Source organism: Streptomyces flaveolus, from assembly GCF_044765825.1.
GTDB lineage: Bacteria > Actinomycetota > Actinomycetes > Streptomycetales > Streptomycetaceae > Streptomyces > Streptomyces flaveolus.
The window spans coordinates 558378-579265 of record NZ_JBIWKU010000003.1; the positions used below are offsets into that span (position 1 = coordinate 558378).

The 20888-nt window shown below is 72.7% G+C and carries 25 protein-coding genes; 11 read left to right on the forward strand and 14 right to left on the reverse strand.

The features are described 5' to 3' along the window. Positions 1-36: 36 nt before the first annotated feature. From ACIRG6_RS12070 to ACIRG6_RS12105, 8 genes are all read right to left on the reverse strand, one after another. The gene (locus ACIRG6_RS12070; protein WP_403322296.1) at positions 37-1245 is read right to left on the reverse strand and encodes a hypothetical protein; all 1209 of its coding nucleotides are present in this window, start codon (positions 1243-1245) and stop codon (positions 37-39) included. After that, a complete protein-coding gene (locus ACIRG6_RS12075) occupies positions 1245-1907 on the reverse strand; it encodes an RNA polymerase sigma factor (RefSeq protein WP_364676612.1) in 663 nt (220 codons plus the stop codon). The genes ACIRG6_RS12070 and ACIRG6_RS12075 overlap by 1 nt, the downstream gene beginning before the upstream one ends. Positions 1908-2270: 363 nt before the next feature. Beyond that, on the reverse strand, positions 2271-3110 hold the full coding sequence (locus tag ACIRG6_RS12080; RefSeq protein ID WP_364676610.1) for a hypothetical protein: 840 nt from the start codon (positions 3108-3110) through the stop codon (positions 2271-2273). A gap of 302 nt (positions 3111-3412) precedes the next feature. Then, positions 3413-4030, reverse strand: a complete 618-nt coding sequence (locus ACIRG6_RS12085; protein ID WP_364676608.1) for an RNA polymerase sigma factor — start codon at positions 4028-4030, stop codon at positions 3413-3415. A gap of 103 nt (positions 4031-4133) precedes the next feature. Then, on the reverse strand, positions 4134-4589 hold the full coding sequence (locus ACIRG6_RS12090) for a hypothetical protein (RefSeq protein WP_403322300.1): 456 nt from the start codon (positions 4587-4589) through the stop codon (positions 4134-4136). A 152-nt stretch (positions 4590-4741) separates the two neighbouring features. Then, positions 4742-5311 (reverse strand): hypothetical protein, encoded by a 570-nt coding sequence (locus tag ACIRG6_RS12095; protein WP_350714113.1) that lies wholly within the window; start codon positions 5309-5311, stop codon positions 4742-4744. A gap of 87 nt (positions 5312-5398) precedes the next feature. Beyond that, positions 5399-5944: a hypothetical protein gene (locus tag ACIRG6_RS12100; RefSeq protein ID WP_350714111.1), complete on the reverse strand. Its 546-nt coding sequence runs from the start codon at positions 5942-5944 to the stop codon at positions 5399-5401. Positions 5945-6063: 119 nt separating this feature from the next. Next, positions 6064-7692: a beta-N-acetylhexosaminidase gene (locus tag ACIRG6_RS12105; protein WP_403322302.1), complete on the reverse strand. Its 1629-nt coding sequence runs from the start codon at positions 7690-7692 to the stop codon at positions 6064-6066. A gap of 224 nt (positions 7693-7916) precedes the next feature. Here ACIRG6_RS12105 and ACIRG6_RS12110 point away from each other — a divergent pair, with 224 nt between their 5' ends. From ACIRG6_RS12110 to ACIRG6_RS12155, 10 genes are all read left to right on the forward strand, one after another. After that, positions 7917-8456, forward strand: a complete 540-nt coding sequence (locus tag ACIRG6_RS12110) for a 2-oxo-4-hydroxy-4-carboxy-5-ureidoimidazoline decarboxylase (protein ID WP_403322303.1) — start codon at positions 7917-7919, stop codon at positions 8454-8456. Positions 8457-8678: 222 nt separating this feature from the next. Further along, entirely contained in the window at positions 8679-9059 is a 381-nt protein-coding gene (sdhC, locus tag ACIRG6_RS12115) for a succinate dehydrogenase, cytochrome b556 subunit (RefSeq protein ID WP_189229020.1), read from the forward strand. Between the two features lie 5 nt (positions 9060-9064). Continuing rightward, positions 9065-9547: a succinate dehydrogenase hydrophobic membrane anchor subunit gene (locus tag ACIRG6_RS12120; protein WP_189229021.1), complete on the forward strand. Its 483-nt coding sequence runs from the start codon at positions 9065-9067 to the stop codon at positions 9545-9547. Positions 9548-9566: 19 nt separating this feature from the next. Then, the gene (gene sdhA, locus ACIRG6_RS12125) at positions 9567-11321 is read left to right on the forward strand and encodes a succinate dehydrogenase flavoprotein subunit (protein ID WP_364818760.1); all 1755 of its coding nucleotides are present in this window, start codon (positions 9567-9569) and stop codon (positions 11319-11321) included. After that, the gene (locus ACIRG6_RS12130) at positions 11321-12094 is read left to right on the forward strand and encodes a succinate dehydrogenase iron-sulfur subunit (protein WP_239765570.1); all 774 of its coding nucleotides are present in this window, start codon (positions 11321-11323) and stop codon (positions 12092-12094) included. The genes sdhA and ACIRG6_RS12130 overlap by 1 nt, the downstream gene beginning before the upstream one ends. Positions 12095-12257: 163 nt before the next feature. Next, positions 12258-12878: a Uma2 family endonuclease gene (locus tag ACIRG6_RS12135; protein ID WP_364818758.1), complete on the forward strand. Its 621-nt coding sequence runs from the start codon at positions 12258-12260 to the stop codon at positions 12876-12878. Between the two features lie 41 nt (positions 12879-12919). Then, the gene (locus ACIRG6_RS12140) at positions 12920-13330 is read left to right on the forward strand and encodes a VOC family protein (protein ID WP_364676599.1); all 411 of its coding nucleotides are present in this window, start codon (positions 12920-12922) and stop codon (positions 13328-13330) included. Between the two features lie 109 nt (positions 13331-13439). After that, positions 13440-13847, forward strand: coding sequence for a hypothetical protein (locus ACIRG6_RS12145; RefSeq protein WP_403322307.1), 408 nt, complete (start codon positions 13440-13442; stop codon positions 13845-13847). Positions 13848-13851: 4 nt separating this feature from the next. Then, positions 13852-14337 carry a thiol-disulfide oxidoreductase DCC family protein gene (locus tag ACIRG6_RS12150; RefSeq protein ID WP_350714097.1) on the forward strand — a complete coding sequence of 162 codons (486 nt, stop codon included), beginning with the start codon at positions 13852-13854 and terminating at the stop codon, positions 14335-14337. Between the two features lie 11 nt (positions 14338-14348). Then, positions 14349-15095: a TetR/AcrR family transcriptional regulator gene (locus ACIRG6_RS12155; protein ID WP_239765565.1), complete on the forward strand. Its 747-nt coding sequence runs from the start codon at positions 14349-14351 to the stop codon at positions 15093-15095. Here the strand turns inward: ACIRG6_RS12155 and ACIRG6_RS12160 are convergent. Both ACIRG6_RS12160 and ACIRG6_RS12165 read right to left on the reverse strand, forming a co-directional pair. After that, entirely contained in the window at positions 15086-16384 is a 1299-nt protein-coding gene (locus tag ACIRG6_RS12160; protein WP_364676597.1) for a metallophosphoesterase, read from the reverse strand. The two genes, ACIRG6_RS12155 and ACIRG6_RS12160, sit on opposite strands and share 10 nt — an antisense overlap. A 35-nt stretch (positions 16385-16419) precedes the next feature. Beyond that, complete coding sequence (locus ACIRG6_RS12165; RefSeq protein WP_239765563.1) at positions 16420-16659, reverse strand: SCO4848 family membrane protein; 240 nt, start codon at positions 16657-16659, stop codon at positions 16420-16422. A 91-nt stretch (positions 16660-16750) separates the two neighbouring features. Between ACIRG6_RS12165 and ACIRG6_RS12170 the strand changes: the two genes are divergently transcribed. Then, entirely contained in the window at positions 16751-18037 is a 1287-nt protein-coding gene (locus ACIRG6_RS12170; RefSeq protein ID WP_365020053.1) for a D-alanyl-D-alanine carboxypeptidase family protein, read from the forward strand. Here ACIRG6_RS12170 and ACIRG6_RS12175 read toward each other — a convergent pair. Genes ACIRG6_RS12175 through ACIRG6_RS12190 form a run of 4 tightly spaced genes read right to left on the reverse strand, consistent with a single transcriptional unit; the run spans position 17985 to position 20798 of the window. Next, positions 17985-18893 carry a YihY/virulence factor BrkB family protein gene (locus ACIRG6_RS12175; protein ID WP_364676594.1) on the reverse strand — a complete coding sequence of 303 codons (909 nt, stop codon included), beginning with the start codon at positions 18891-18893 and terminating at the stop codon, positions 17985-17987. The genes ACIRG6_RS12170 and ACIRG6_RS12175 overlap by 53 nt on opposite strands. Further along, positions 18881-19351, reverse strand: coding sequence for a GtrA family protein (locus ACIRG6_RS12180; RefSeq protein ID WP_364676592.1), 471 nt, complete (start codon positions 19349-19351; stop codon positions 18881-18883). The genes ACIRG6_RS12175 and ACIRG6_RS12180 overlap by 13 nt, the downstream gene beginning before the upstream one ends. Then, positions 19345-20295: a decaprenyl-phosphate phosphoribosyltransferase gene (locus tag ACIRG6_RS12185; protein WP_403322311.1), complete on the reverse strand. Its 951-nt coding sequence runs from the start codon at positions 20293-20295 to the stop codon at positions 19345-19347. Before ACIRG6_RS12185 ends, ACIRG6_RS12180 begins: the two co-directional genes overlap by 7 nt. Then, complete coding sequence (locus ACIRG6_RS12190) at positions 20292-20798, reverse strand: phosphatase PAP2 family protein (RefSeq protein ID WP_364676589.1); 507 nt, start codon at positions 20796-20798, stop codon at positions 20292-20294. Before ACIRG6_RS12190 ends, ACIRG6_RS12185 begins: the two co-directional genes overlap by 4 nt. Positions 20799-20888 lie beyond the last annotated feature (90 nt).

Here is a 20888-nt window from a genome sequence, read left to right on the forward strand (position 1 = left end):
GGCGGAAAAAATTCCGTCCGCTCACAAAAGCGCAGGTCAGGAGGTCTTGCCAAGGAACGGCAGCTCCCGCGGAGCGTCCTTCGGCCGCAGGTCCGGCAGGGGCAGCAGGGCCGCGGGCGCACCTGTGGCGTGGGCGGGCCGCAGTGCCGGGGCCCCGTGGACGCGGGGGGCTATGTGGGCGCCTTCGTCGCCTTCGTCGCCGCCGTCGCCGCCCTCATCGCCCTGCTTTCCCCCACTCTGCTTGCCGTTGCCGCCGTTCTCACCCTGGCCGTTCTCACCCTGGCCGTTCTTGTCGCCCTTGTCGCTCTTGCCGCCCTGGCCGTTCTTGTCGTCGCTGCCGCTCGTGCCGCCGGTGTCCTTGCGGGGCTCGACGTCGCCGGCCGTCCCGCCCGGGGCGCCCTCCGCGGCCTCCCCGGCGCTGCCCCCGGTCCGGTCCCGGGTCGTGGCACCGGTGCCGGCGAGGACGCTCCGGCAGTACGTGCCCACCCGTGCGGTGCCGCCGGCCGCCTCCGTCAGCGCGCGCCTGCGGGCGCCGTCGAGCGCCTTGCCGGCGCTCACGTCACGGCAGGACGTGGCGAGGTCCCGCCGATGGCCGTCCGCGCCGTCCGACGCCCGGTCGTCGGCGTCCGGGGCGCGGTCGCCGGCCGTGCCGCCCGCCTCGTCGCGCGTGGTCCCGCTGCCGGAGGGGCCGGGCGTGGCGCCGTCGGGCGTGGACCCGCCCCGCAGGCCGTCCAGTGGGGTGGGTGAGCCGAGCGGGCGGCCGGGGGTCGCCACCGACGAGACGGTGGCGGCGGGGTCCGGACCGGTACCGCCGAACGGGGTCGGCAGGACTCCGGTTCCGGCCGCGACCGCGACCCCGCCGACCATGCCGGCGGTCAGCGCGGCGGCCAGTCCGAGGCGCAGGGGACGGCTCCAGCGGGAGCGCCCGGCACCGTCGCGGTGCGGGCCGATGCGGACCAGCCCGGCATCGGACGGCTGCGCCGCGGTGCCGTGACCGAGGGCGGCCGGCGCGCCGGCCCACTCCGCCGCGTCGTCGGCGCGCGCCTTGCGGAAGGCGGCCAGCGCGGCGGCCTCACCGGGCAGTTCTCCGCTGGTCGGCGCGGGGTACGCCGCCAGCGCGTCCAGGGTTTCGGCGAGCCGTTCGGCCCGGTCCCGGACCGCGGGGTCGACAGCTTTCAGCGACTCTCCGCGCAGCAAGATCTCCGCCGTTTCGCGGTCCAGCCACCCGTCCTGCTCGTCGGCCATCACATGTCCTTCTGCGTCCGCGCACGCGTATGCGTCACAGTCGCGGACGTCACCGCACGGCGGCGCGGTTCTCGCTGGGGCGGCAGGGCGTCGAGCACGCCGGTGGATTCCGCATCGCCGCCGAGCAGTTCGGCCAGGCGCTTCAGACCCCGGTGCGCCGCCGTGCGGACGGCGCCGGGGCGCTTGCCCAGCGTCTCGGCCGCGCTCTTGGCGTCGAGGCCGACGACCACGCGCAGGACGACCGCCTCGGCCTGGTCCTGGGGCAGTCGCGCGATGAGGGAGAGGGTGCTGTCGGTGGCCAGGGCCTCGATGGCCTCGCCGGCGGTGTCGGACTCGGCGGGCTTGCCGGTCAGCTCGGTCTCGTCGCCGCCGATCGCCGGCCGGCGTCCGCGCATGCGGATGTGGTCCAGCGCGCGGTTGCGGGCGATCCGGGCGGCCCAGCCGCGGAACCGGTCCGCGTCACCGTCGAAACGTTCCAGGTCACGGGCGATCTGCAGCCACGCCTCGGACGCCACGTCCTCGGCGTCCGGGTCACCGACCAGCGTCCGCACGTAGGTGAGCAAGCGCGGGTGCACAGTGCGGTACACAGTCCGGAACGCGGTCTCGTCCCCGTCCTGTGCCGCACGCACCGCGGCGGTCAGCTCCGCGTCGTCCCCCAGCACCGAACGCGCCTCTCTTTGCGCCTAAGCCGGCGCCGCTCTCGCGGACCGGGTGCTCGCCGTCGTGGTTCCTCAATGAGTGGGTGCGGTGGTCCACCGCTGCTGCGATGCGGGAAAGGGCCCCGCTGGTCGGCGCGAAAGGCACGTTACGTCTTGAAACCGTCGCTCGTCCATGACCTCATCGCATTGCCGTACAAGACGCAACTAACCCGTGACGCAGTGAGGTGTGACAGAAAACGCATCGGCGGCGCTGTAGGGAGTACGGGTCGCCGCGCGGCCCGTGCCGCGCGACGGCCGGGGCCTCTCCTGTGGGGGGTGGCGGCCCCGGCCGTTGCCTTGGCCACCGCCTTTTCCTCCGGCGCGGGTCTACTCGCCCTCGCCGCGGCCCTGGCCCGTCTTCCGGCCGCCCTCGGCGTTCCCGTCGGCGGTGTCGCCGCCCTCGGTGCCGTTGCCGGGGTTACCGGTCGCCTGGGCCTGCCCGCCCGGCCGACTCCCGGTGGTTCCGGCGTTCCCGGCCGTCCCTGAGGTCCCGTTGTTCCCGGTCGCCCCGCTCCCGGAAGTCCCGTTGCTCCCGGAAGTCCCGGTGTTCCCGGTGGTCCCCTCGTTCCCGATGACGGGTTCCGTCTGCCGTGTGTGCTGCCGGGCGCAGTACGCCGCGACGTGGCGCTCACCGCCCGCCGCCGCGACGAGCCGCTGCCAGGCCGTGGCGTCCAACGCGCGGCCGCGCCCCTCGACCCGCTCGTAGGCACGGCAGTGGGCCTCGACGTCCCGGCCTGCGGCGGCCGGGACGCCGGACACGGCGGTGGCGCCGGAGGACGGGGCGGAGGATCCCGGCCCGGCGGGGCGGCCGGTGCTGTCCGTGCCGGCGGGGGCGGCGGGGGCGGCGACGGATGCCGGGCCGCGGTTCCCGGTGGAGGGGGTGCCCTCGGCCGGGGAACCGCCCGCGTCACCCGCCCCGATCGCCGCGTACGCGACGCCGCCGAGCGTGAGGCTCGCCAGCACGACGGAGAGGGTGGTCCTCAGCGAGCGCCGAGCGCGCCGCCGTTCCCGGGGCCGCCAGTCGTCGCGGCGGCGGACCCGCGCGGTGCGTGCCGCGCGGTGGACCCCCGCGTCCCGGGCGGCCCGGAAGGCATCCACCGCCCGGCGCTCACCCTCGGCACCGCCACCGCGCAGGGCGGCGACGAGCAGCCCCTCGACCGCCGCCACATCACGGGCGCCCCCGGCACGCCGGGCGTCTTGGGTATCGGGCCGAGCAGACCGGTGGGCCCGGAAACCACCGCCGCCGGCCCGCGAGACCCCAGAAGCGTCCCGGGCGTCCCCGGCATCAGGCTCGGCAGACCGGTGGCCCCCGGAACGGCCGCCGCCGGCCCGCGAGACCCCGGAAGCGTCCCGGGCGTCCCGGGCGTCTGGGTGGGCAGGCCGGTGGCCGTGGCCGCCGTCGCTCCGCTGTGCACCCATGTCCGCTTCCGTCCCCGCTCGGTCCGCCGGGCCGCCGCCGTCGGCGTCCCTCATGTCGACTCCCCCAGCGTCCTGGGCCCCTCATCCGTCACACCGTCGGTACCCAGGTGCCGGGCGAGCCGCTTCAGTCCCCGGTACGTCGCCGTGCGCACCGCGCCCGGCCGCTTGCCGAGGACGCGCGCGGCGGCGGGGCCGTCGAGACCGACGACGACGCGCAGCAGCACGGCCTCCGCCTGATCGCGCGGCAGCCCCCGCACCAGGTCCAAGGCGGCCCGGGTGGACAGCGTCTCCAGCGCCTGGTCGTGGGTGGAGTGCGGGCCGGGCAGGTCCAGCACGTCCTGCTCCAGCGCCGACGCCCGGGGCCGCACCTTCTGGCGGCGCAGGTGGTCCAGCGCCCGGTGCCGGGCGATGGTCGCCGTCCAGCCCCGGAAACCGGCCCCGTCGCCGCGGAAGCGCCCCAGGTCGCGGGCGATCTCCAGCCAGGCGTCGGACGCCACGTCCTCGGCGTCATCCCCGACCAGCCCGCGCAGATAGCCGAGCAGGCCGGGCTGCACGAGCCGGTAGGCGACCGCGAAGGCGGCCTCGTCACCCTCCTGGGCCAGCGCGACGGCCGCGCCCAGTTCCCCGTCGTACGCCTGTACGCGGCGGGGTTCCCCTCCTCGGCCCAAGAAGCGTCCTCGTCCGTACCGGATTGCCGGCGCGCTCGTCGAGCCCGCCCCCAAGGTCATCAGCGTCGGGCCGCACGGAAGTGTCACAGCGAGCGCCCGGGCGTCACCGGCCCGCCGTCGCCTCCCGGCACAGCAGGCGCAGCGACCCGTCGCCGGCGAAGCAGCGGCGGGCCTCGTCGATCGGGTCCCAGAGGCGGCCGTCGCGGGTGCGGATCCAGTGGTCGCCGCCGGTCGCCCACCACTCGGCGTCGCTCTCCCGCGCGATCACCTCACCGGCGTAGGCGCCGAGCCCGCGCAGGACGGTCTCCACCGCGGCGTAGGGCGCTCCCTCGCCCCGGATGCCGTCGATCATGCGGTCGACGCGCCACAGGCTCTGGGGTGAGTAGTCCAGGCGCAGCCGCGCGCCCTCGCGCATCACGGCCACCGTGTCGGCCGCCCATCGCACCGGCCTGGTGGCGGCCCGGGGCCGCTCCGCCACCGTCGGACCGGCACTCGTGGTCCCGGCCGCCGGGGCGGTCGGGGTAGTGGTTCCGCTGGTCACCGTCGCTTCGCTGGTCACAGTCGTCACATCCGCAAGAGCGTCGCCCGGCGGCGTTTCGTCACACCGTTTCGCCCGTGGTTCCGCAACCGGCGCAGGACCGCCCCACCTCCCCCACGTCCACCGCACCACCGCCGCGCCGTCCCCGCAGGACGGTCACAGCCCGGCCGGCGTCAGCCCCGCCCGCGCGCCCTGCGGGAGACCACCGCGCGCAGCACCCGGCGCCCCTCCGTGGACACGTCCAGGGCACCCCGCAGCCCGGCCGGACCGTGGCCCGCGAGCAGTTCCAGGACGGTGACCTGGCGGCGCAGTTCAGCGGCGACCAGCGGCGACGTGCCCCGTGCGGGCTCCTCGCGGCCGGCGCCGGCACCACCGGTGGTCTGCGTCGCGGGGTCGAGGAGCCGGTGGATCCGCAGCGAGGCCACGGAGCAGGCGTCGGCCCAGACCCGCACCTCGGCGGCCGAGCACCCGGCCGGGGCGGCGGCCAGCATCCGCCTGGCCAGCAGCACGGCCTCGTCCTCGTCGGCCGCGTCGGGCCCGGTGAGCTTGCCGCGAACCTGCTCCCACGCCGGCGCCCAGGCGGGCCCGTCGCCGCTCACGTCCCCGTCGGCGAGGGTCGCCCACAACGGCCGCAGCACGTCGTCGTCGCCGTCCAGCAGAGGCAGGCAGCGGTCCAGGCAGGCCAGTCCGCTCGCGGCGAGCCCGCGTGCGTCGGCCTGCGCGATCAGTTCCACCAGACTCATCCGGTGCCTCCTCGTCCCTACCGCCCCGGCCCGCGCTCCGCCACGGAACCCGCACTTCCCCCTACTGCGTGCGACGGCCCGCGAGTGTCACAGCGGCACCACGCCGAGCCGGTCGAGGAAGCGGAAGAAGAGGTCCTCGGCCGTCGGGGCCGCCCCGGACGCGGAGCCCGGGCCGGGAGCGGCGTCGTCCCCCGGATCGGCCGTCAGCACGTCGGCCAGTTCCCCGGCGTCCGCGGTGCGCCCGGCCTCGGCGGCCCAGGCCACGGCGCGCTCGGCGGCGTCGCGCGGCTCGAGGAAGTAGTCCTCCAGCGTGAGCCCCTCGTTCTCGGCGCCGAGGTACCCGGCCATCGCGGCCCGCACCAGACAGGTGGTCCACGCCCCGCTCCCGGGCGCCGCCGCCTCGACGACCACGCAGTCGCTGTCCATGACGTACCCGAACAGCGCGGGTGCGCCGGTCTGCGCGGCCAGGTCGTTCATGTTCCCGACGTCTCCGTCGCCGCCCGGGTACTCCCACACCTGCCAGCCGTCCGGCGCGGACAGCCGCAGGGTCATGTCCGCGGCGCCCGACAGCGCGTCCAGCTCCGCGAGCGGCCGCTCGGCGCGGCCCACGACGAAATACCCCCAGTAGCCCATGTCCCGGCTCCCCCCGGCGTGTCGGTTCGGCTCGCCCAAACATCACCACAGCCGTACGGGAGTTCGCAGCCGTATCGGACAATCCGGCGCCGCCCGGTCGGGCGGCGCTCAGGCGGTGGTCAGTCGAGCCGGTCGGCCAGCGCTTTGAACTCCGCCCAGGACAGCTCGGGCTTGCCCGGGTCCCACAGCTTCTGGACCGTCGCCGCCAGCGGCAGCCGGATGCCGGCGGCGACCTGTGCCTGCGTCTGGGCGTTCGGGATGTCGCCCCAGACCGCGAAGCTGCCGCCGAGGATCTGGTCGTCGTACTTCGCGTCGACGGCCGTGGTGCCCCGCAGGACGCGCGGGGTCCACTGCTCGTAGATGCGCTCACCGGTCGGGTAGACGAAGGTCTGCGGCTCGCCGAGCACGTAATAGAGGAACTCGTCGTTGTAGTTGAGGACGTCGCGGCCCGCGCTCAGGTACTCCGCCGGCGGGCGGGCGCCGATCTCCTTGCCGGTCCAGTAGGCGACCTTGAGGTCCTTCAGGGGCGTGACGGACGTGTCCTTGAAGAAGCCGTCGTTCCAGGCGCGCGGGGTGCGGTCGTGGGCCAGGACGGTCTTGGCGCGGCCGTTCAGCCAGCCGGTGGTCAGGTCGGCGACGGTGCCGCCGGAGCCGTAGGCCTTGCGGGCGGCGGCGGCCAGCGTCGGGTAGGACGCCTCGGGGTCCGGCACCACGAGCGCCTGGTACTCGTCGGCGCCGAGATGGAACTGGGAGCCGGGGAAGAGATCGGCGTACTCGTTCAGCAGGTCGTCGACGATCTCGGCGGCCTCCGGCTTGGAGATGTCGATCGCGCCGCGCGTGGCCCTGCCCGCGGCGTTGCGCAGCTGGAGGTCGGGGTGCGCGGCGATCACCGCGCCGAGGTGGCCCGGCGAGTCGATCTCGGGGACGACGGTGATGTGCCGGGAGGCGGCGAGGTCGGTGATCTCCTTGACCTCGGCCTTGCTCAGGTGGTCCTGGGAGACGATCTCCGGGTGCGAGTCGGACTCGATGCGGAAGGCCTGGTCGTCGGAGAAGTGCAGGCCCAGCTCGTTGTACTTCAGATCGCCCAGCTCGCGGACCCGGTCCTTGATCCAGTCGGCGTCGTAGTGCTTGCGGGCGATGTCCAGCATGAAGCCGCGCTTGGGCTTGGCCGGCTCGTCCTTCACGACGCCTTCCGGCGCGGTGCCGCCGCCGTCCACCGCCTGCTTCAGGGTGCGGGTGCCGTAGAAGACGCCCGCCTCGGCCGGCCCGCTGACGGTGACGCGGCCGTCGCGCACGGTCATGGAGTACGACTCGGGGTTCGCGCCCTTGTCGGCCTTGACCTCCAGCCGCAGGTCCCCGGCGCGCGCGTCGCCCTGCTCACCGGCGTACGTCATCCCCAGCTCGCCGGCCACCAGGCGCCCCTCGTCGGCGAGGGACGGGTCGGTGACGAGGACCCGGTGACCGGGGCCGGGCTGCCAGCCGGGGCCGCGGGCCGGGGTGTGCTGCCGTACGGCCGGTACGGTCCGCGGCTCCTTCGACAGGGCGTAGGAGCGACTGGGACTGGGCGGGACGGAGGGGGCGGCCGCCTCGCCGGAGGACCGCGCCGTGGAGCCCGCGGGCCCGTCGTTCCCGTCGCCGTCGGTGGCCCACAGGCCGACTCCCACGCCGAGCGCCGCGACCGCCGCGCCGGCGATCACTGCCCGCTGCCTCACCTTGTGCGCCGGTGTCCGGCGTCCGTGCTGGCTCACATCGCCAACCTAAGGCCGCCGGCTCCACCATGCGTCCACCACATGTTCTGAAACTCTCCCGTTCGGGTGAAATTCGGGCAGCGTACGGACATGTGATGCCCTCTCTCGATAACGTGTCGCCACATATTTCGCACAATCCCCTGCCGACACACACGTGACGCCCACAAGGACCCACGCTGCCTGCGCACCGTCTCCCAGACCTCTCCGGCCGAGTCGCCATACCCGTGCCGGTGCAAACACGCGCCCCACAGGTCACGCATTCCTCGCTGGAGCGCTTCAACGCGGCCCCCACCGACGAGGCCGCCCGGACCCTCCTCGCCTGCCTGAACAGCCGTGACTGGGCCCACCGCCTGACCGCCCACCGCCCCTACCCGGACCTCCCGTCCCTGCTGGCGGCGGCCGACGAGGCGGCGTACGACCTGACCGCGCAGGACCTGGCGGAGGCCCTGGCGGCGGAGACCCTGCCCGCCCTGCCGGAGGACACGTACGCGGCGGCCCACACGGCCCTGAGCGCGGCGACCGCGGCGTACGAGGCCCGCTTCGGACACGTGTTCGTCATCTGCGTGGACGGCCTGAGCGCCGACGAGGCACTGGACCACGTCCTGGCGGCCATCCGGTCACGATTGACGAACGATCCCGACGAGGAACGCCTGGTGGCAGCGGAAGAGCTCCGGCGCCTCGCGAGAGGCAGACTGACCGACGCCTTCCAGGGGCGCGGGGCCGTCACATCAGCGGCTCCGCCGCGGGGCGCGACCGGCCACTGAGGGCCCGCACCCGGCATTCAGGACAAACCCCACCCCAGCAGCCCGCCCCGCCGCCGACGGACTGCTCCTTTGAGTGCAACTTTGATCACATAGGCAGGCCCCCCGTAAGCACCACAGGCAACCGTCGCTACGATGCTGGGGGCCGGTGGACCGTACCCGGCCGGGCCCGACCGACAAGGAAAGCCGGCGCGGCCCCAATCCCCGCTCCCGGAGGAAACTTCCGTGCCGGCTGGAACGCTGTACCGCGGCCGGGAAGGAATGTGGTCCTGGGTGGCTCACCGAGTCACCGGCGTCCTCATTTTCTTCTTCCTGTTCGTTCACGTGCTGGACACCGCTCTCGTCCGCGTGTCCCCCGAGGCCTACGACACCGTCGTGGCCACGTACAAGACGCCGATCGTCGCGCTGCTGGAGTACGGCCTCGTCGCCGCCATCCTCTTCCACGCGCTCAACGGCCTGCGTGTCATCGCCGTCGACTTCTGGATCAAGGGCGCCCGCTACCAGAAGCAGATGCTCTGGACCGTCGTCGCCGTCTGGGTCCTGCTGATGCTCGGGGCGATCTACCCCGTCCTCGGCCACGCCGCTCGTGAACTGTTCGGGAGCTGACGCGCATGTCTACTACTGAGAAGTCCGCTTCCGGCATCGGCCCCGTCGAGGGTGCCTCCGTCTACACGGTCGACAACCCGGCGCCGCTGATCGAAGCCCCTCGTCAGCGCACCAAGAAGACCCCGAAGTCCACGCGCGGCAACTTCGAGCTGTACGGCTGGCTGTTCATGCGCCTGTCCGGCGTGGTGCTGGTCGTCCTGGTCATCGGGCACCTGCTCATCCAGCTGGTGCTGGACGGCGGCGTCTCGAAGATCGGCTTCGCCTTCGTGGCCGGCCGCTGGGCCTCGCCGTTCTGGCAGGTCTGGGACCTGCTGATGCTCTGGCTCGCCATGCTGCACGGCGCGAACGGCCTGCGCACGGTCATCAACGACTACGCGGAGCGCGCGAACACCCGACTGTGGCTCAAGGGCCTGCTCTACACCGCCACGGTGTTCACCATCCTGCTGGGCACGCTGGTGATCTTCACCTTCGACCCGAACATCCGCTAGGCACGGGGCTGCGAGAATCATGAAGATCCACAAGTACGACACCGTCATCGTCGGCGCCGGTGGCGCCGGCATGCGCGCGGCCATCGAGTCGACCAAGCGCAGCCGCACCGCCGTCCTGACGAAGCTCTACCCCACCCGCTCCCACACGGGCGCCGCGCAGGGCGGCATGGCCGCCGCGCTGGCCAACGTGGAGGAGGACAACTGGGAGTGGCACACCTTCGACACGGTCAAGGGCGGTGACTACCTGGTCGACCAGGACGCCGCCGAGATCCTGGCGAAGGAGGCCATCGACTCGGTCCTCGACCTGGAGAAGATGGGCCTGCCGTTCAACCGGACCCCGAACGGCACCATCGACCAGCGCCGCTTCGGCGGTCACAGCCGCAACCACGGCGAGGCCCCGGTCCGCCGCTCCTGCTACGCGGCCGACCGCACCGGCCACATGATCCTCCAGACGCTGTACCAGAACTGCGTCAAGGAGGGCGTGGAGTTCTTCAACGAGTTCTACGTCCTGGACCAGCTCATCACCGAGGTCGACGGCGTCAAGAAGTCGGCCGGCGTGGTGGCCTACGAGCTGGCGACCGGCGAGATCCACATCTTCCAGGCGAAGTCCGTGATCTACGCCTCCGGCGGCACCGGCAAGTTCTTCAAGGTGACGTCGAACGCGCACACGCTGACCGGTGACGGCCAGGCGGCCGTGTACCGGCGCGGGCTGCCGCTGGAGGACATGGAGTTCTTCCAGTTCCACCCGACCGGCATCTGGCGCATGGGCATCCTGCTGACGGAGGGCGCCCGCGGTGAGGGCGGCATCCTCCGCAACAAGGACGGCGAGCGGTTCATGGAGAAGTACGCGCCGGTCATGAAGGACCTCGCGTCCCGTGACGTCGTCTCCCGCTCGATCTACACCGAGATCCGCGAGGGCCGCGGCTGCGGTCCCGAGGGTGACCACGTCTACCTGGACCTCACCCACCTCCCGCCGGAGCAGCTGGACGCCAAGCTGCCCGACATCACGGAGTTCGCGCGGACCTACCTCGGCATCGAGCCCTACACGGACCCGATCCCGATCCAGCCCACCGCGCACTACGCCATGGGCGGCATCCCGACCAACGTCGAGGGTGAGGTCCTCGCGGACAACACCACCGTCGTGCCGGGCCTGTACGCGGCCGGCGAGGTCGCCTGCGTGTCGGTGCACGGCGCCAACCGCCTGGGCACCAACTCGCTGCTGGACATCAACGTCTTCGGCAAGCGGGCCGGCATCGCCGCCGCGGAGTACGCGCAGAAGGCGGACTTCGTCGAGCTGCCGGAGAACCCGGAGTCCCTGGTCGTCGAGCAGATCGAGCGGCTGCGTACCTCCACCGGCAACGAGCGGGTGGCCGAGCTGCGCCGCGAGCTGCAGGAGACCATGGACGCCAACGTCATGGTGTTCCGCACCGAGCAGACGATCAAGACGGCCGTCGAGAAGATCGCCGAGCTGCGCGCGCGCTACAAGAACGTGGCCATCCAGGACAAGGGCAAGCGGTTCAACACCGACCTGCTGGAGGCCGTCGAGCTGGGCAACCTGCTCGACCTGGCCGAGGTCATGGCGGTCTCCGCGCTCGCCCGCAAGGAGTCCCGCGGCGGTCACTACCGCGAGGACTACCCCAACCGCGACGACGTCAACTTCATGCGCCACACCATGGCGTACCGCGAGGTGGGCGACGACGGCACCGAGTCCATCCGTCTGGACTACAAGCCGGTCGTCCAGACCCGCTACCAGCCGATGGAGCGTAAGTACTGATGGCTACCCCTGTCATGGAGAAGAGCGACAAGGCCCCCGAGCCCGGTTTCGCCGACTCCCCCTACATCACCGTCACCATGCGGGTCCGCCGGTTCAACCCGGAGGTCTCGGCGGAGGCGACCTGGCAGGACTTCCAGCTGGAGATCGACCCGAAGGAGCGCGTCCTCGACGCCCTTCACAAGATCAAGTGGGACCTGGACGGCACGCTGACCTTCCGCCGTTCCTGCGCCCACGGCATCTGCGGGTCCGACGCCATGCGGATCAACGGCAAGAACCGGCTGGCCTGCAAGACGCTGATCAAGGACATCAGCCCCGAGAAGCCGATCACGGTCGAGCCCATCAAGGGCCTGACGGTCCTCAAGGACCTGGTCGTCGACATGGAGCCGTTCTTCCAGGCGTACCGGGACGTGATGCCCTTCCTGATCACGAAGGACACCAACGAGCCGACGCGTGAGCGCCTGCAGTCCGCCGAGGACCGCGAGCGCTTCGACGACACGACGAAGTGCATCCTGTGCGCCGCCTGCACGTCCTCGTGCCCGGTGTTCTGGAACGACGGCCAGTACTTCGGCCCGGCCGCGATCGTGAACGCCCACCGCTTCATCTTCGACTCGCGTGACGAGGCCGGGGAGCAGCGGCTGGAGATCCTCAACGACCGCGACGGCGTCTGGCGCTGCCGCACGACCTTCAACTGCACGGACGCCTGCCCGCGCGGCATCGAGGTCACCAAGGCGATCGCGGAGGTGAAGCGGGCGCTGATCACGCGCCGCTTCTGACGTCCGTCGGTTCGCCGCCGTAGGCCGGTGAGGGCCCCGTTTCCCCTGGAAGCGGGGCCCTCTGGCATATGCCACACGATCGGGTGATGGGGCGATGAAGGGCCTCGCGGGCCCGGTCCGGCCTACGATGATGGCCTCGGCACCAGCCCCCAGGAGGCACGCGATGTCCGCAGCATCCGTCGAGCTGCCCCACGGCGAACTCCCGCTGATCGCGGAGGCGAACCGCATCATGGACCGGCTCCCGGGCTACCGCGTCGAGATCATCGGAGGCCAGCTCGTCGTGACCCCGCCACCGGACGGCCCGCACGCCGTAGTCCTGACCGACCTCATCCTGCCCTTCGCAGCCGCAGGCCTTCATGGCGCGCATTCGAAGGTGGTCCAGGGCATCGGTCTCTGGTTGCCCACCGACGCCGAGGACTACGCGATTCCGGATCTGGCGATCGTGGACGCCGATGTCGACGATCACCTCGTCGAGAACAACTGCTACGACCCGGTCTGCTTCCGCCTCGTCCTGGAGGTCACCTCCAGCAACTGGAAGAACGACCTGAAGACCAAGGTCACCGCCTACGCCGCCGCCATGGTCCCCGTGTACGTGATCGTCGACCGCAAGCACCAGCGCCTCCACGTCCTCACCGACCCCGACTGCGCCGACTACTCCACCCACCGCGTCCACTCCCCCGGTGAGACCGTCACCCTGCCCGACTCCCTCGGTGCCGAGGTCACCCTGGACGTCGCCGAGATCCTTGCCGCCGGACGGCCTAAGCCCGCACCCGACGAGGGCTGACAATCAGCCGTTCCGGGCGACGACCGTCCTAGCCTGACGCCATGTCAGATGACGAGTCGTACGAACTGCTCGGGTTCGACAACGTGCTGCTGCCCGTCGGTGACCTCGGTGAGGCCGTCGGGTTCTACGAGCGGGCCGGCTTCCCGGTGGCCTTCCGGCTCGACGAGGCCGGGATCGCGCTGCTGAAGGTCGGCGGAGAGGCGCCGGGCGTCCTGCTGCGGGCCGAGGACGAGTTCGGGCGGCGCCCGCCGCTGTGGCCCTCCGCGCGGGTGTGGCTGGAGGTTCCCGACGCCCGCCGGGCCGCCACGGCGCTGCGCGAGGCGGGTGTCACGCCGCTCGACGAACCGTTCCCCGTAGCCACCGGCTGGACCGTTGAGTTCGCCGACCCCTGGGGCAACGTCGTCGGCCTCACGGACTACTCCAAGCGCCCCGAGCTCGGCCGCCGGCCGTAGCCGCCGGCCGCGTGACGCGGACCACCCCCTCTTTGAGTTGAACACGTTCAAAAGCAGGTCTACAGTCAGCCCTGTCAGCGTTTTGAACGCGTTCAAGAAGGGGTGGGGCATGGATCGCACCGTCATCGCCTACGTCATCTACCTGGTCGTCAGCATCGGTCTGACCGTCTGGGTGGCCCGCACGCTCAGCCGCAACGGCCGGGTCTTCCTCGCCGACGTCCTGCACGGCAACGAGAAGCTCGCCGACGCCGTCAACCACCTCCTGGTGGTCGGCTTCTACCTCGTCAACCTCGGCTTCGTCGCCCTGTACCTGAGCGGCGACGAGACGATCACCGACACCCGGGGGATCTTCGAGGCGCTGTCGACCAAGATCGGCGTGGTGCTGCTGGTGCTCGGCGTGATGCACCTGGGCAACGTGTACGTGCTCAACAAGATCCGGCGGCGCGGCATGATGGAGCGGGAGCAGGTGCCGCCGGTCCCGCCGCAGGGCTGGGCGGCCCCGACGGCCGGGGCCTGAGCCGATGGCTCCCGCTCCCGGGACGGCCGGCGCCCCCGTGCGCCGGCTCACCGTCCTCTACGACGCCGAATGCTCCCTGTGCGCCCATGTACGGGACTGGCTGCTGCGCCAGCCCCGGCTGGTGCCGCTGGACCTGGTCCCGGCCGGGTCGGACGAGGCCCGGCGGCGGTTCCCCGGCCTCGACCACGGCGCCTCCCTCGACGAGGTCACCGCCGTCGGCGACGCCGGGCAGGTCTACCGGGGCGCCGCCGCCTGGATCGTCGTGCTGTGGGCGCTGCGCAGGTACCGCAGGCTCGCCCACCGGCTCAGCACACCCGCCGGGGCCCGGCTGGCCCGCGGAGCCGTCCTGGCCGCCGCCAAGTGGCGGGACGGGCAGAAGCGGTGGGGCGGCAACGGGTACCGCCGCGCCGACGGGTGGGTGTACGAGCCGGGGCTCGGCTGGCTGTACACCGGACCGGGCTGCGACGACGGCGCCTGCGTCAATCGTTAGGCTCTCTTCCTGTGCCTGCCAAGAACGACGGCCCCGACGACGGAGCCCCCCTCAGCAAGTCCGAGCAGACCCGCGCGCTGATCCTGGAGACGGCCATGCGGCTGTTCCAGGAACGCGGCTACGACCGGACGACCATGCGGGCCATCGCCCAGGAGGCCGGCGTCTCCGTCGGCAACGCCTACTACTACTTCGCGGGCAAGGAACACCTGATCCAGGGCTTCTACGACCGGATCGCCGCCGAGCACCAGGCGGCGGTCCGTGAGGTCCTGGCGCGAGAGACCGACCTGGAGGCGCGGCTGGCGGGCGTGCTGAAGGTGTGGCTGGACATCGCGACGCCGTACCACGAGTTCGCGGTGCAGTTCTTCAAGAACGCCGCCGACCCGGACAGCCCGCTCAGCCCCTTCTCCCCGGAGTCGGAGCACGCGCGCGTGGAGGCCATCAGCGTCCACCGCGCGGTGCTGGCCGGCGCGAAGACCAAGGTGCCCGAGGAACTGCGGGACATCCTCCCCGAGCTGATGTGGCTCTCCCAGATGGGGCTGGTCCTGTACTGGGTCTTCGACCGCACCCCGGGGCGCGAACGCAGCTACCGGCTCGCCGAGCGCGGCGCCCGGCTCACCGCGCGGGGTGTCGCGCTGGCCCGCTTCCGGGTGCTGCGCCCGCTGGTGCGCGAGGTGCACGAGCTGTTCACGGACTTCCTGCCCGGCATGACCGGCGCGCTGCCCGACCCGGCGGCCAGGAAGGCCACCGGTCAGGCCTGACGGGACGCCAGCTCGATCACCGTGATGTCCGACGGCGCCCCCACCCGGGTGGGCGGGCCCCAGGCGCCCGCGCCCCGGCTGACGTACAGCTGGGTGTCGCCGTAGCGCTCCAGGCCCGCCAGCGTCGGGTTCGCGGCGCCCGCGACGAGGTTGCCGGGCCAGAGCTGCCCGCCGTGGGTGTGGCCGGAGAGCTGGAGGTCGACGCCGTGGTCGACGGCGTCGTGGATCTGCACCGGCTGGTGGGCGAGCAGCACGCAGGCGCGGGCCCGGTCGCGGTCGCCGAGGGCACGGGCGTAGTCGGGGCCCTGGCCCTCGTCCTCGCCCGCCACGTCGTTGACGCCGGCCAGGTCGAAGTGGGGCAGCTCGGTGCGCGCGTTCTCCAGCGGGATCAGGCCGAGGCGCCGTACCTCGGCGACCCACTGTTCGGCGCCGGAGAAGTACTCGTGGTTGCCGGTGACGAAGTACGCGCCGTGCCGGGCCCGCAACCGTGCGAGCGGGGCCGCCGCCGGGCCGAGGTCCTTCACGCTGCCGTCCACCAGGTCGCCGACGACGGCGACGAGGTCGGGTTGCGTGGAGTTGATCGTGTCGACGACCGTCTGCGCGAAGCCCCGGCCGAGCACCGGGCCGAGGTGGATGTCGCTGACCACGGCGATGCGGAAGCCGTGCGCGGCGCGCGGCAGCTTGGCCAGGGGCACGGTGACCCGCTTGACCTTCGGGCCGCGCAGCACGCCGTACGTGCCGTACCCGACCGTCCCGACGGCCGCAGCCGCCGCGGCACCGGCGACGACACGGGAGACGAACAGGCGGCGCGAGGGGACGGCGAGGGGGCTCGCGGGCGTGGCACCGGACGCGGCGGACGGCTCGGGGCCGGCAGGGGGTGTCCTCGGCGGCGCGGTCCCCGCCGGTATCCGCTCCGGGTCCGCGGCCGGCGCCCGCAGCTCACCCGGGTCCGCCGGCCGCGCGGCCGCCCGCCGTTCCAGGAAGCGGCGCAGCAGCGGCCGTACGACCTCGCCCGCGAGCACCGCCAGCAGCAGGTAGATCGACAGGGCCAGCCACAGGAAGCCCGGCCAGGCCAGGACGCGCTGGAGCCAGAACGGGGCGCCCGTGCGCTCGGCGACCAGTGCGCCGACGGCCAGCGCCCAGCCGCCGGCGATCACGACGGCGCCGACGCGGCGCCCGGTGCCGGGCCCGCGGGTCGTGTCGCGGAACAGGCGCCGCCACACGTACCAGTTGGCCGTCACCAGGACGCCCACCACGGCCAGTGCGACGAGCGCGAAGACGACCACCATGCCGTCGGATCCCCTCAGTTGTGACGTCCGTGACGTTATGACGTTCGGCGCAGTGCGCGCACTCCGCGCAACCCGATGACCCCGACGACCGTCCCCAATACGAAGGAGACGACGGCGAGCAGCAGGTGCACCCAGAAGTACGCCGTGGGGTCGCCGTCCTCGAAGGCCAGCCCGCTGCCGTCCTTGACCAGGTTTTTGACGAAAGTGATCCAGATGATCCAGCTCCACACCCCGAAGGCGAGCAGGAACCAGGAGACGGGGCGGCTGAGCTTCATGTCCTCAGTATCTCCGCCGCCCGTGCGGTTCCGTGTCCGGGGTGGGGAGGTGGCTGGGCCCGTGCCGCGTCCGGGCGGTACGTTCTCGCTCGTGCCCGCACCCGAGAAGACCGTCCGGCGATCCCTGCTGGTCGCCTCCGCCGCCCTGACCGCCCTGTCCCTCATGCCGGCCGCACACGCGGCGCCCGGTCCGTCGACGAGCCCCTCGGCGAGTCCGTCGGCCACACCCCCGGCGACGATGTCGTCCGTGGGCGGCACGCGGCTCGGGCAGCCCGGGACACAGGTCGACCTCGCGGGCGGGGCCCCGGTCCTGCCCAAGGACCTCACCGCCCGCTCCTGGATCGTGGCCGACGCCGAGTCCGGCGACGTGCTCGCCGCGCACAACGCGCACTGGCGGCTGGCCCCGGCGAGCACCCTGAAGATGCTGTTCGCCGACACGCTGCTGCCGAAGTGGCCGAAGACCACGCGGCACAAGGTGGCGGTGTCCGACCTCGCGGGCGTCGGCGCCGGGTCCAGCCTGGTCGGCATCAAGGAGGAGGAGACGTACACCGTCCACGACCTGTGGCTCGGTGTCTTCCTGCGCTCCGGGAACGACGCCGTGCACGTGCTGTCGGCGATGAACGGCGGCGTCGACAGGACCGTGGCGGACATGAACGCGCACGCCGAGGAGCTGCAGGCCCTCGACACCACGGTGGTCAGCCCCGACGGCTACGACGCGCCGCGCCAGGTCTCCTCCGCGTACGACCTGACGCTGTTCGCCCGCTCGGGGCTGCAGAAGAAGGACTTCCGCGAGTACGCCTCGACGGTCCGCGCGAAGTTCCCGGGCAGGACGGCCAAGGACAAGAAGGGCAAGGTGTCCCGTGAGTCCTTCGAGATCCAGAACACCAACCGGCTGCTGGCCGGCGACTCGGACATAGGGGTCTACCCCGGCATCGCCGGCGTGAAGAACGGCAACACCACCAACGCGGGCGCCACCTTCACCGGTGTCGCCGAGCGCGGCGGCAAGGTGCTGCTCGTCACCGTGATGAACCCGGCGAAGAACGAGCACAACGAGGTCTACAAGGAGACCGCCCGGCTGTTCGACTGGGGTTTCCAGGCGGCCGGCAAGGTGAGGCCGGTGGGTGAGCTGGTGCCGCCGAGGAGCGCGGTGCAGGCGAGCCCGGGACCCGAGGCCTCGGGTCAGGCCGGGGGCGTCAGCGGGAAGGCCGCCGTGGGGACGAAGCCGGTGGCGGGGGCCCCGACCGCGGACGGCCCCACCGGCGCCGGGATGGCGGCCGGCATCACCGCCGGGGCGCTGGTGCTGCTCGCGGGCGGCGCGTTCCTGGTCAACCGTCGCTGGCCGCTGCCGGAGCTGGTGCGTCGCCGGTCCCGTCCGTGAGTTCCTCGGCCTTGCTGCCCGTGGCCGTCCAGGCGGCGCAGAAGAGCACCAGCTTCGAGGTGAAGTTGATCCACAGCAGCAGGGCGACGGGGACGCCGAAGGCGCCGTACATGCTCTTCGTGGCGACGCCCTGCATGTAGCCGCTCAGCAGCAGCTTGAGCAGTTCGAAGCCGACCGCGCCGATCAGGGCGGCCACCAGCAGCCGGCGGCGGGACGGCTGGACGCCGGGGAGCAGGGTCAGCACGTACAGCAGCAGGAGGAAGTCGGCGAGGACGGCGACGACGAAGGCGGCCAGGTACAGCAGGACGCTGCCGAAGCCGCCCTCGGCGATGCCCAGCTGGCGGATGATCCAGCCGACGAGCGCCGAGGCGACGGTGGAGATGCCGACGGTGACCAAGAGGGCGCCGCCGAGGCCGACGAGGACACCCGCGTCCTTGGCCCGGTGCAGGAGCGGGTTCTCCTCCTCGTCCGGCACCTCCCAGACGGCGCGCAGACAGCCCCGGGTGGCGTCGACCCAGCCGATGCCGGTGAAGAGCAGCAGGAGGCCGGCGATGAGGCCGACGGTGCCGGCGTTGTCGACCAGGCCCTGGATGTTCAGCTGGTCGGAGATGCCCGGCACCTGCTCGGCGATCTTGTCCTGGAGTTTGTCCTGCTGCTCCTTGCTGAGCGTGGCGGCGGCGACGGCGGCGGCGAGGCTGAGCAGCGGGAAGAGCGCGACGAAACTGGTGAACGTCATCGCGGCGGCCAGCCGCGTCCACTTGACCCGGTCCAGCCGCTCGTACGACCGCCACGCGTGCGTGGTCATCAGCCGTGCGATCCACGGCCCCACCACGGGGAGCTTCTTCAGCCAGTCCATGATCCGACTCTGCCCCCGGTCGTCCCGGTCCATGGTCCCGGCCGGCGGCCGGTCGTCTCCCCGGAGCGGAAGACCAGTGTCCTTGTGCCCCAAAAACGCAGGATGGTGGCCAGTGCCATGCCGATTCCCGCCCCCGAGACGGTGTCGGCGCGCTGCGAGGTGAGGCCGAGGCCGTAGTGGCTGACGGCCAGGCACAGCAGCTGCACGGCGGCGCCAACGGCGTTCACCGCGAAGAACACGGCGTACGGGCGCAGGCCCCGCGGGCGGGTGTGCCGGTAGGTGCCCAGCGCGTTGCCCGCGTAGGCCACGGAGCAGGCGGCGACGAAGGACAGGGCCTTGGCGGTGAGCGGGCCGAGTCCGGCGGGGCCGCGCAGCACGGTGAAGAGACCGAGGTCGACGGCGTAGGCGAGCAGTCCGGCGGTGGCGAAGCCCAGCAGTTCGCGCCGGCCGGCTACCAATTGGCCACCGCCAGGCCGTACATCGCCACCCACACCACGCCGATCAGCGCGAGGGCCCGGTCGCGCAGGATGACGTCCTCGGGTTCGCCCGCGGTGCCGCGGTCGGCGAAGACGGCGTAGCGCAGCACGGCGAGGATGAAGGCGACCATGGAGAGCTGGCGCCAGGGCAGCACGCTGGTGTGCGGGACTCCGCCCTCCTCCATGGCCCACAGGCAGTAGCCGAGGACGGCGACGCCGGCCGCGAGCTGCCAGACGAAGCGGAGGTAGCCGGTGGTGTACTCGGTGAGCAGGGCGCGGGTGGCGCCCGCCTTGCCGGCCATCTGCACGGCCTCGCTGTAGCGCTTGGCGGAGACCATGAACAGGGCGCCGAAGCCGGTGGTGATGAGGAACCAGCGCGACAGCGGGATGCCGAGCGCCAGCCCGCCGATCATGGCGCGCATCAGGAAACCGGTGGTGACGACGGCGAGGTCGACGACCAGGACGTGCTTGAGGCTGACGCAGTACGCCACCTGCATCGCGAGGTAGGCGATCAGCAGGGCCACGACGGGCGGGGGGCACAGCCGGGCCGCGACGAGGGGCGCGAGGACGCCCAGGGTGGCCCCGACGGCGTAGGCGACCGGCACCGGGACCTGGCCGGCGGCGACCGGGCGGTGGCGTTTGACCGGGTGGGCGCGGTCGGCCTCGGCGTCGCGGGCGTCGTTGACGAGGTAGACGGCGGCGGCGCAGGCGGTGAACAGGACGAAGACGAGGGCGAGCTGTGCCAGGGCGTGCCGGGAGAACAGGTCGCCGGCGGCGGCCGGGGCGGCGACGACCAGCACGTTCTTGATCCACTGGCGGGGCCGCGCGGTCCTGAGCAGGCCGCCCGCGAGGCCGCCGCGGCGGGGCGGGGCGGGTTGCGGGGGCTGTTCGGGGGCGCGCTGCCGCAGGACGGCCGTGTCGGTCATGGGGTCCCTCCCCGCATCCAGTCGGCACCGAGCCGGGCGGTGAGCGCGCCCAGCGCGGCGCCGGCCGCGACGTCGGTCGGGTAGTGGACGCCGACGACCAGCCGGGACACGCACACGGCGGCGGCCAGCGGCCAGGCCGCGCGCACGCCGAGCGCGCCGAAGACGACGGCGGCGGCCGCGGCGGAGGTGGCGTGGGAGCTGGGGAAGGAGTGCCGGCCCGCGGTGCGCACCAGGGGCTGGACGTGCGGGGGGCGGGGGCGGCGCACGACCCGCTTCACCCCCATGCTGGCCAGGTGCGCGCCCGCGGTGAGCGCGGTGCCCCGCAGCCAGGCCGTCCGTCGCGGGCCGTCCACGGCGGCCGAGGCGAGGCCCGCGGCGAGCCACAGCGCTCCGTGCTCCCCGGCCCAGGACAGGGTGCGCGCGGCAGCGGCCACGCGCGGGTCCGTGCCGCAGGCTCTGAGCGCCGTCACGATCCGGTGGTCCATGTCGTCCAGGTCGTCCATGGGGACTCACTGTTCACGCCGACGCTGCGGTAAGTCCGGCATTATCGGGCGACATACCATTAATCACCCGTTTCGGGGAGGGGTGGAATG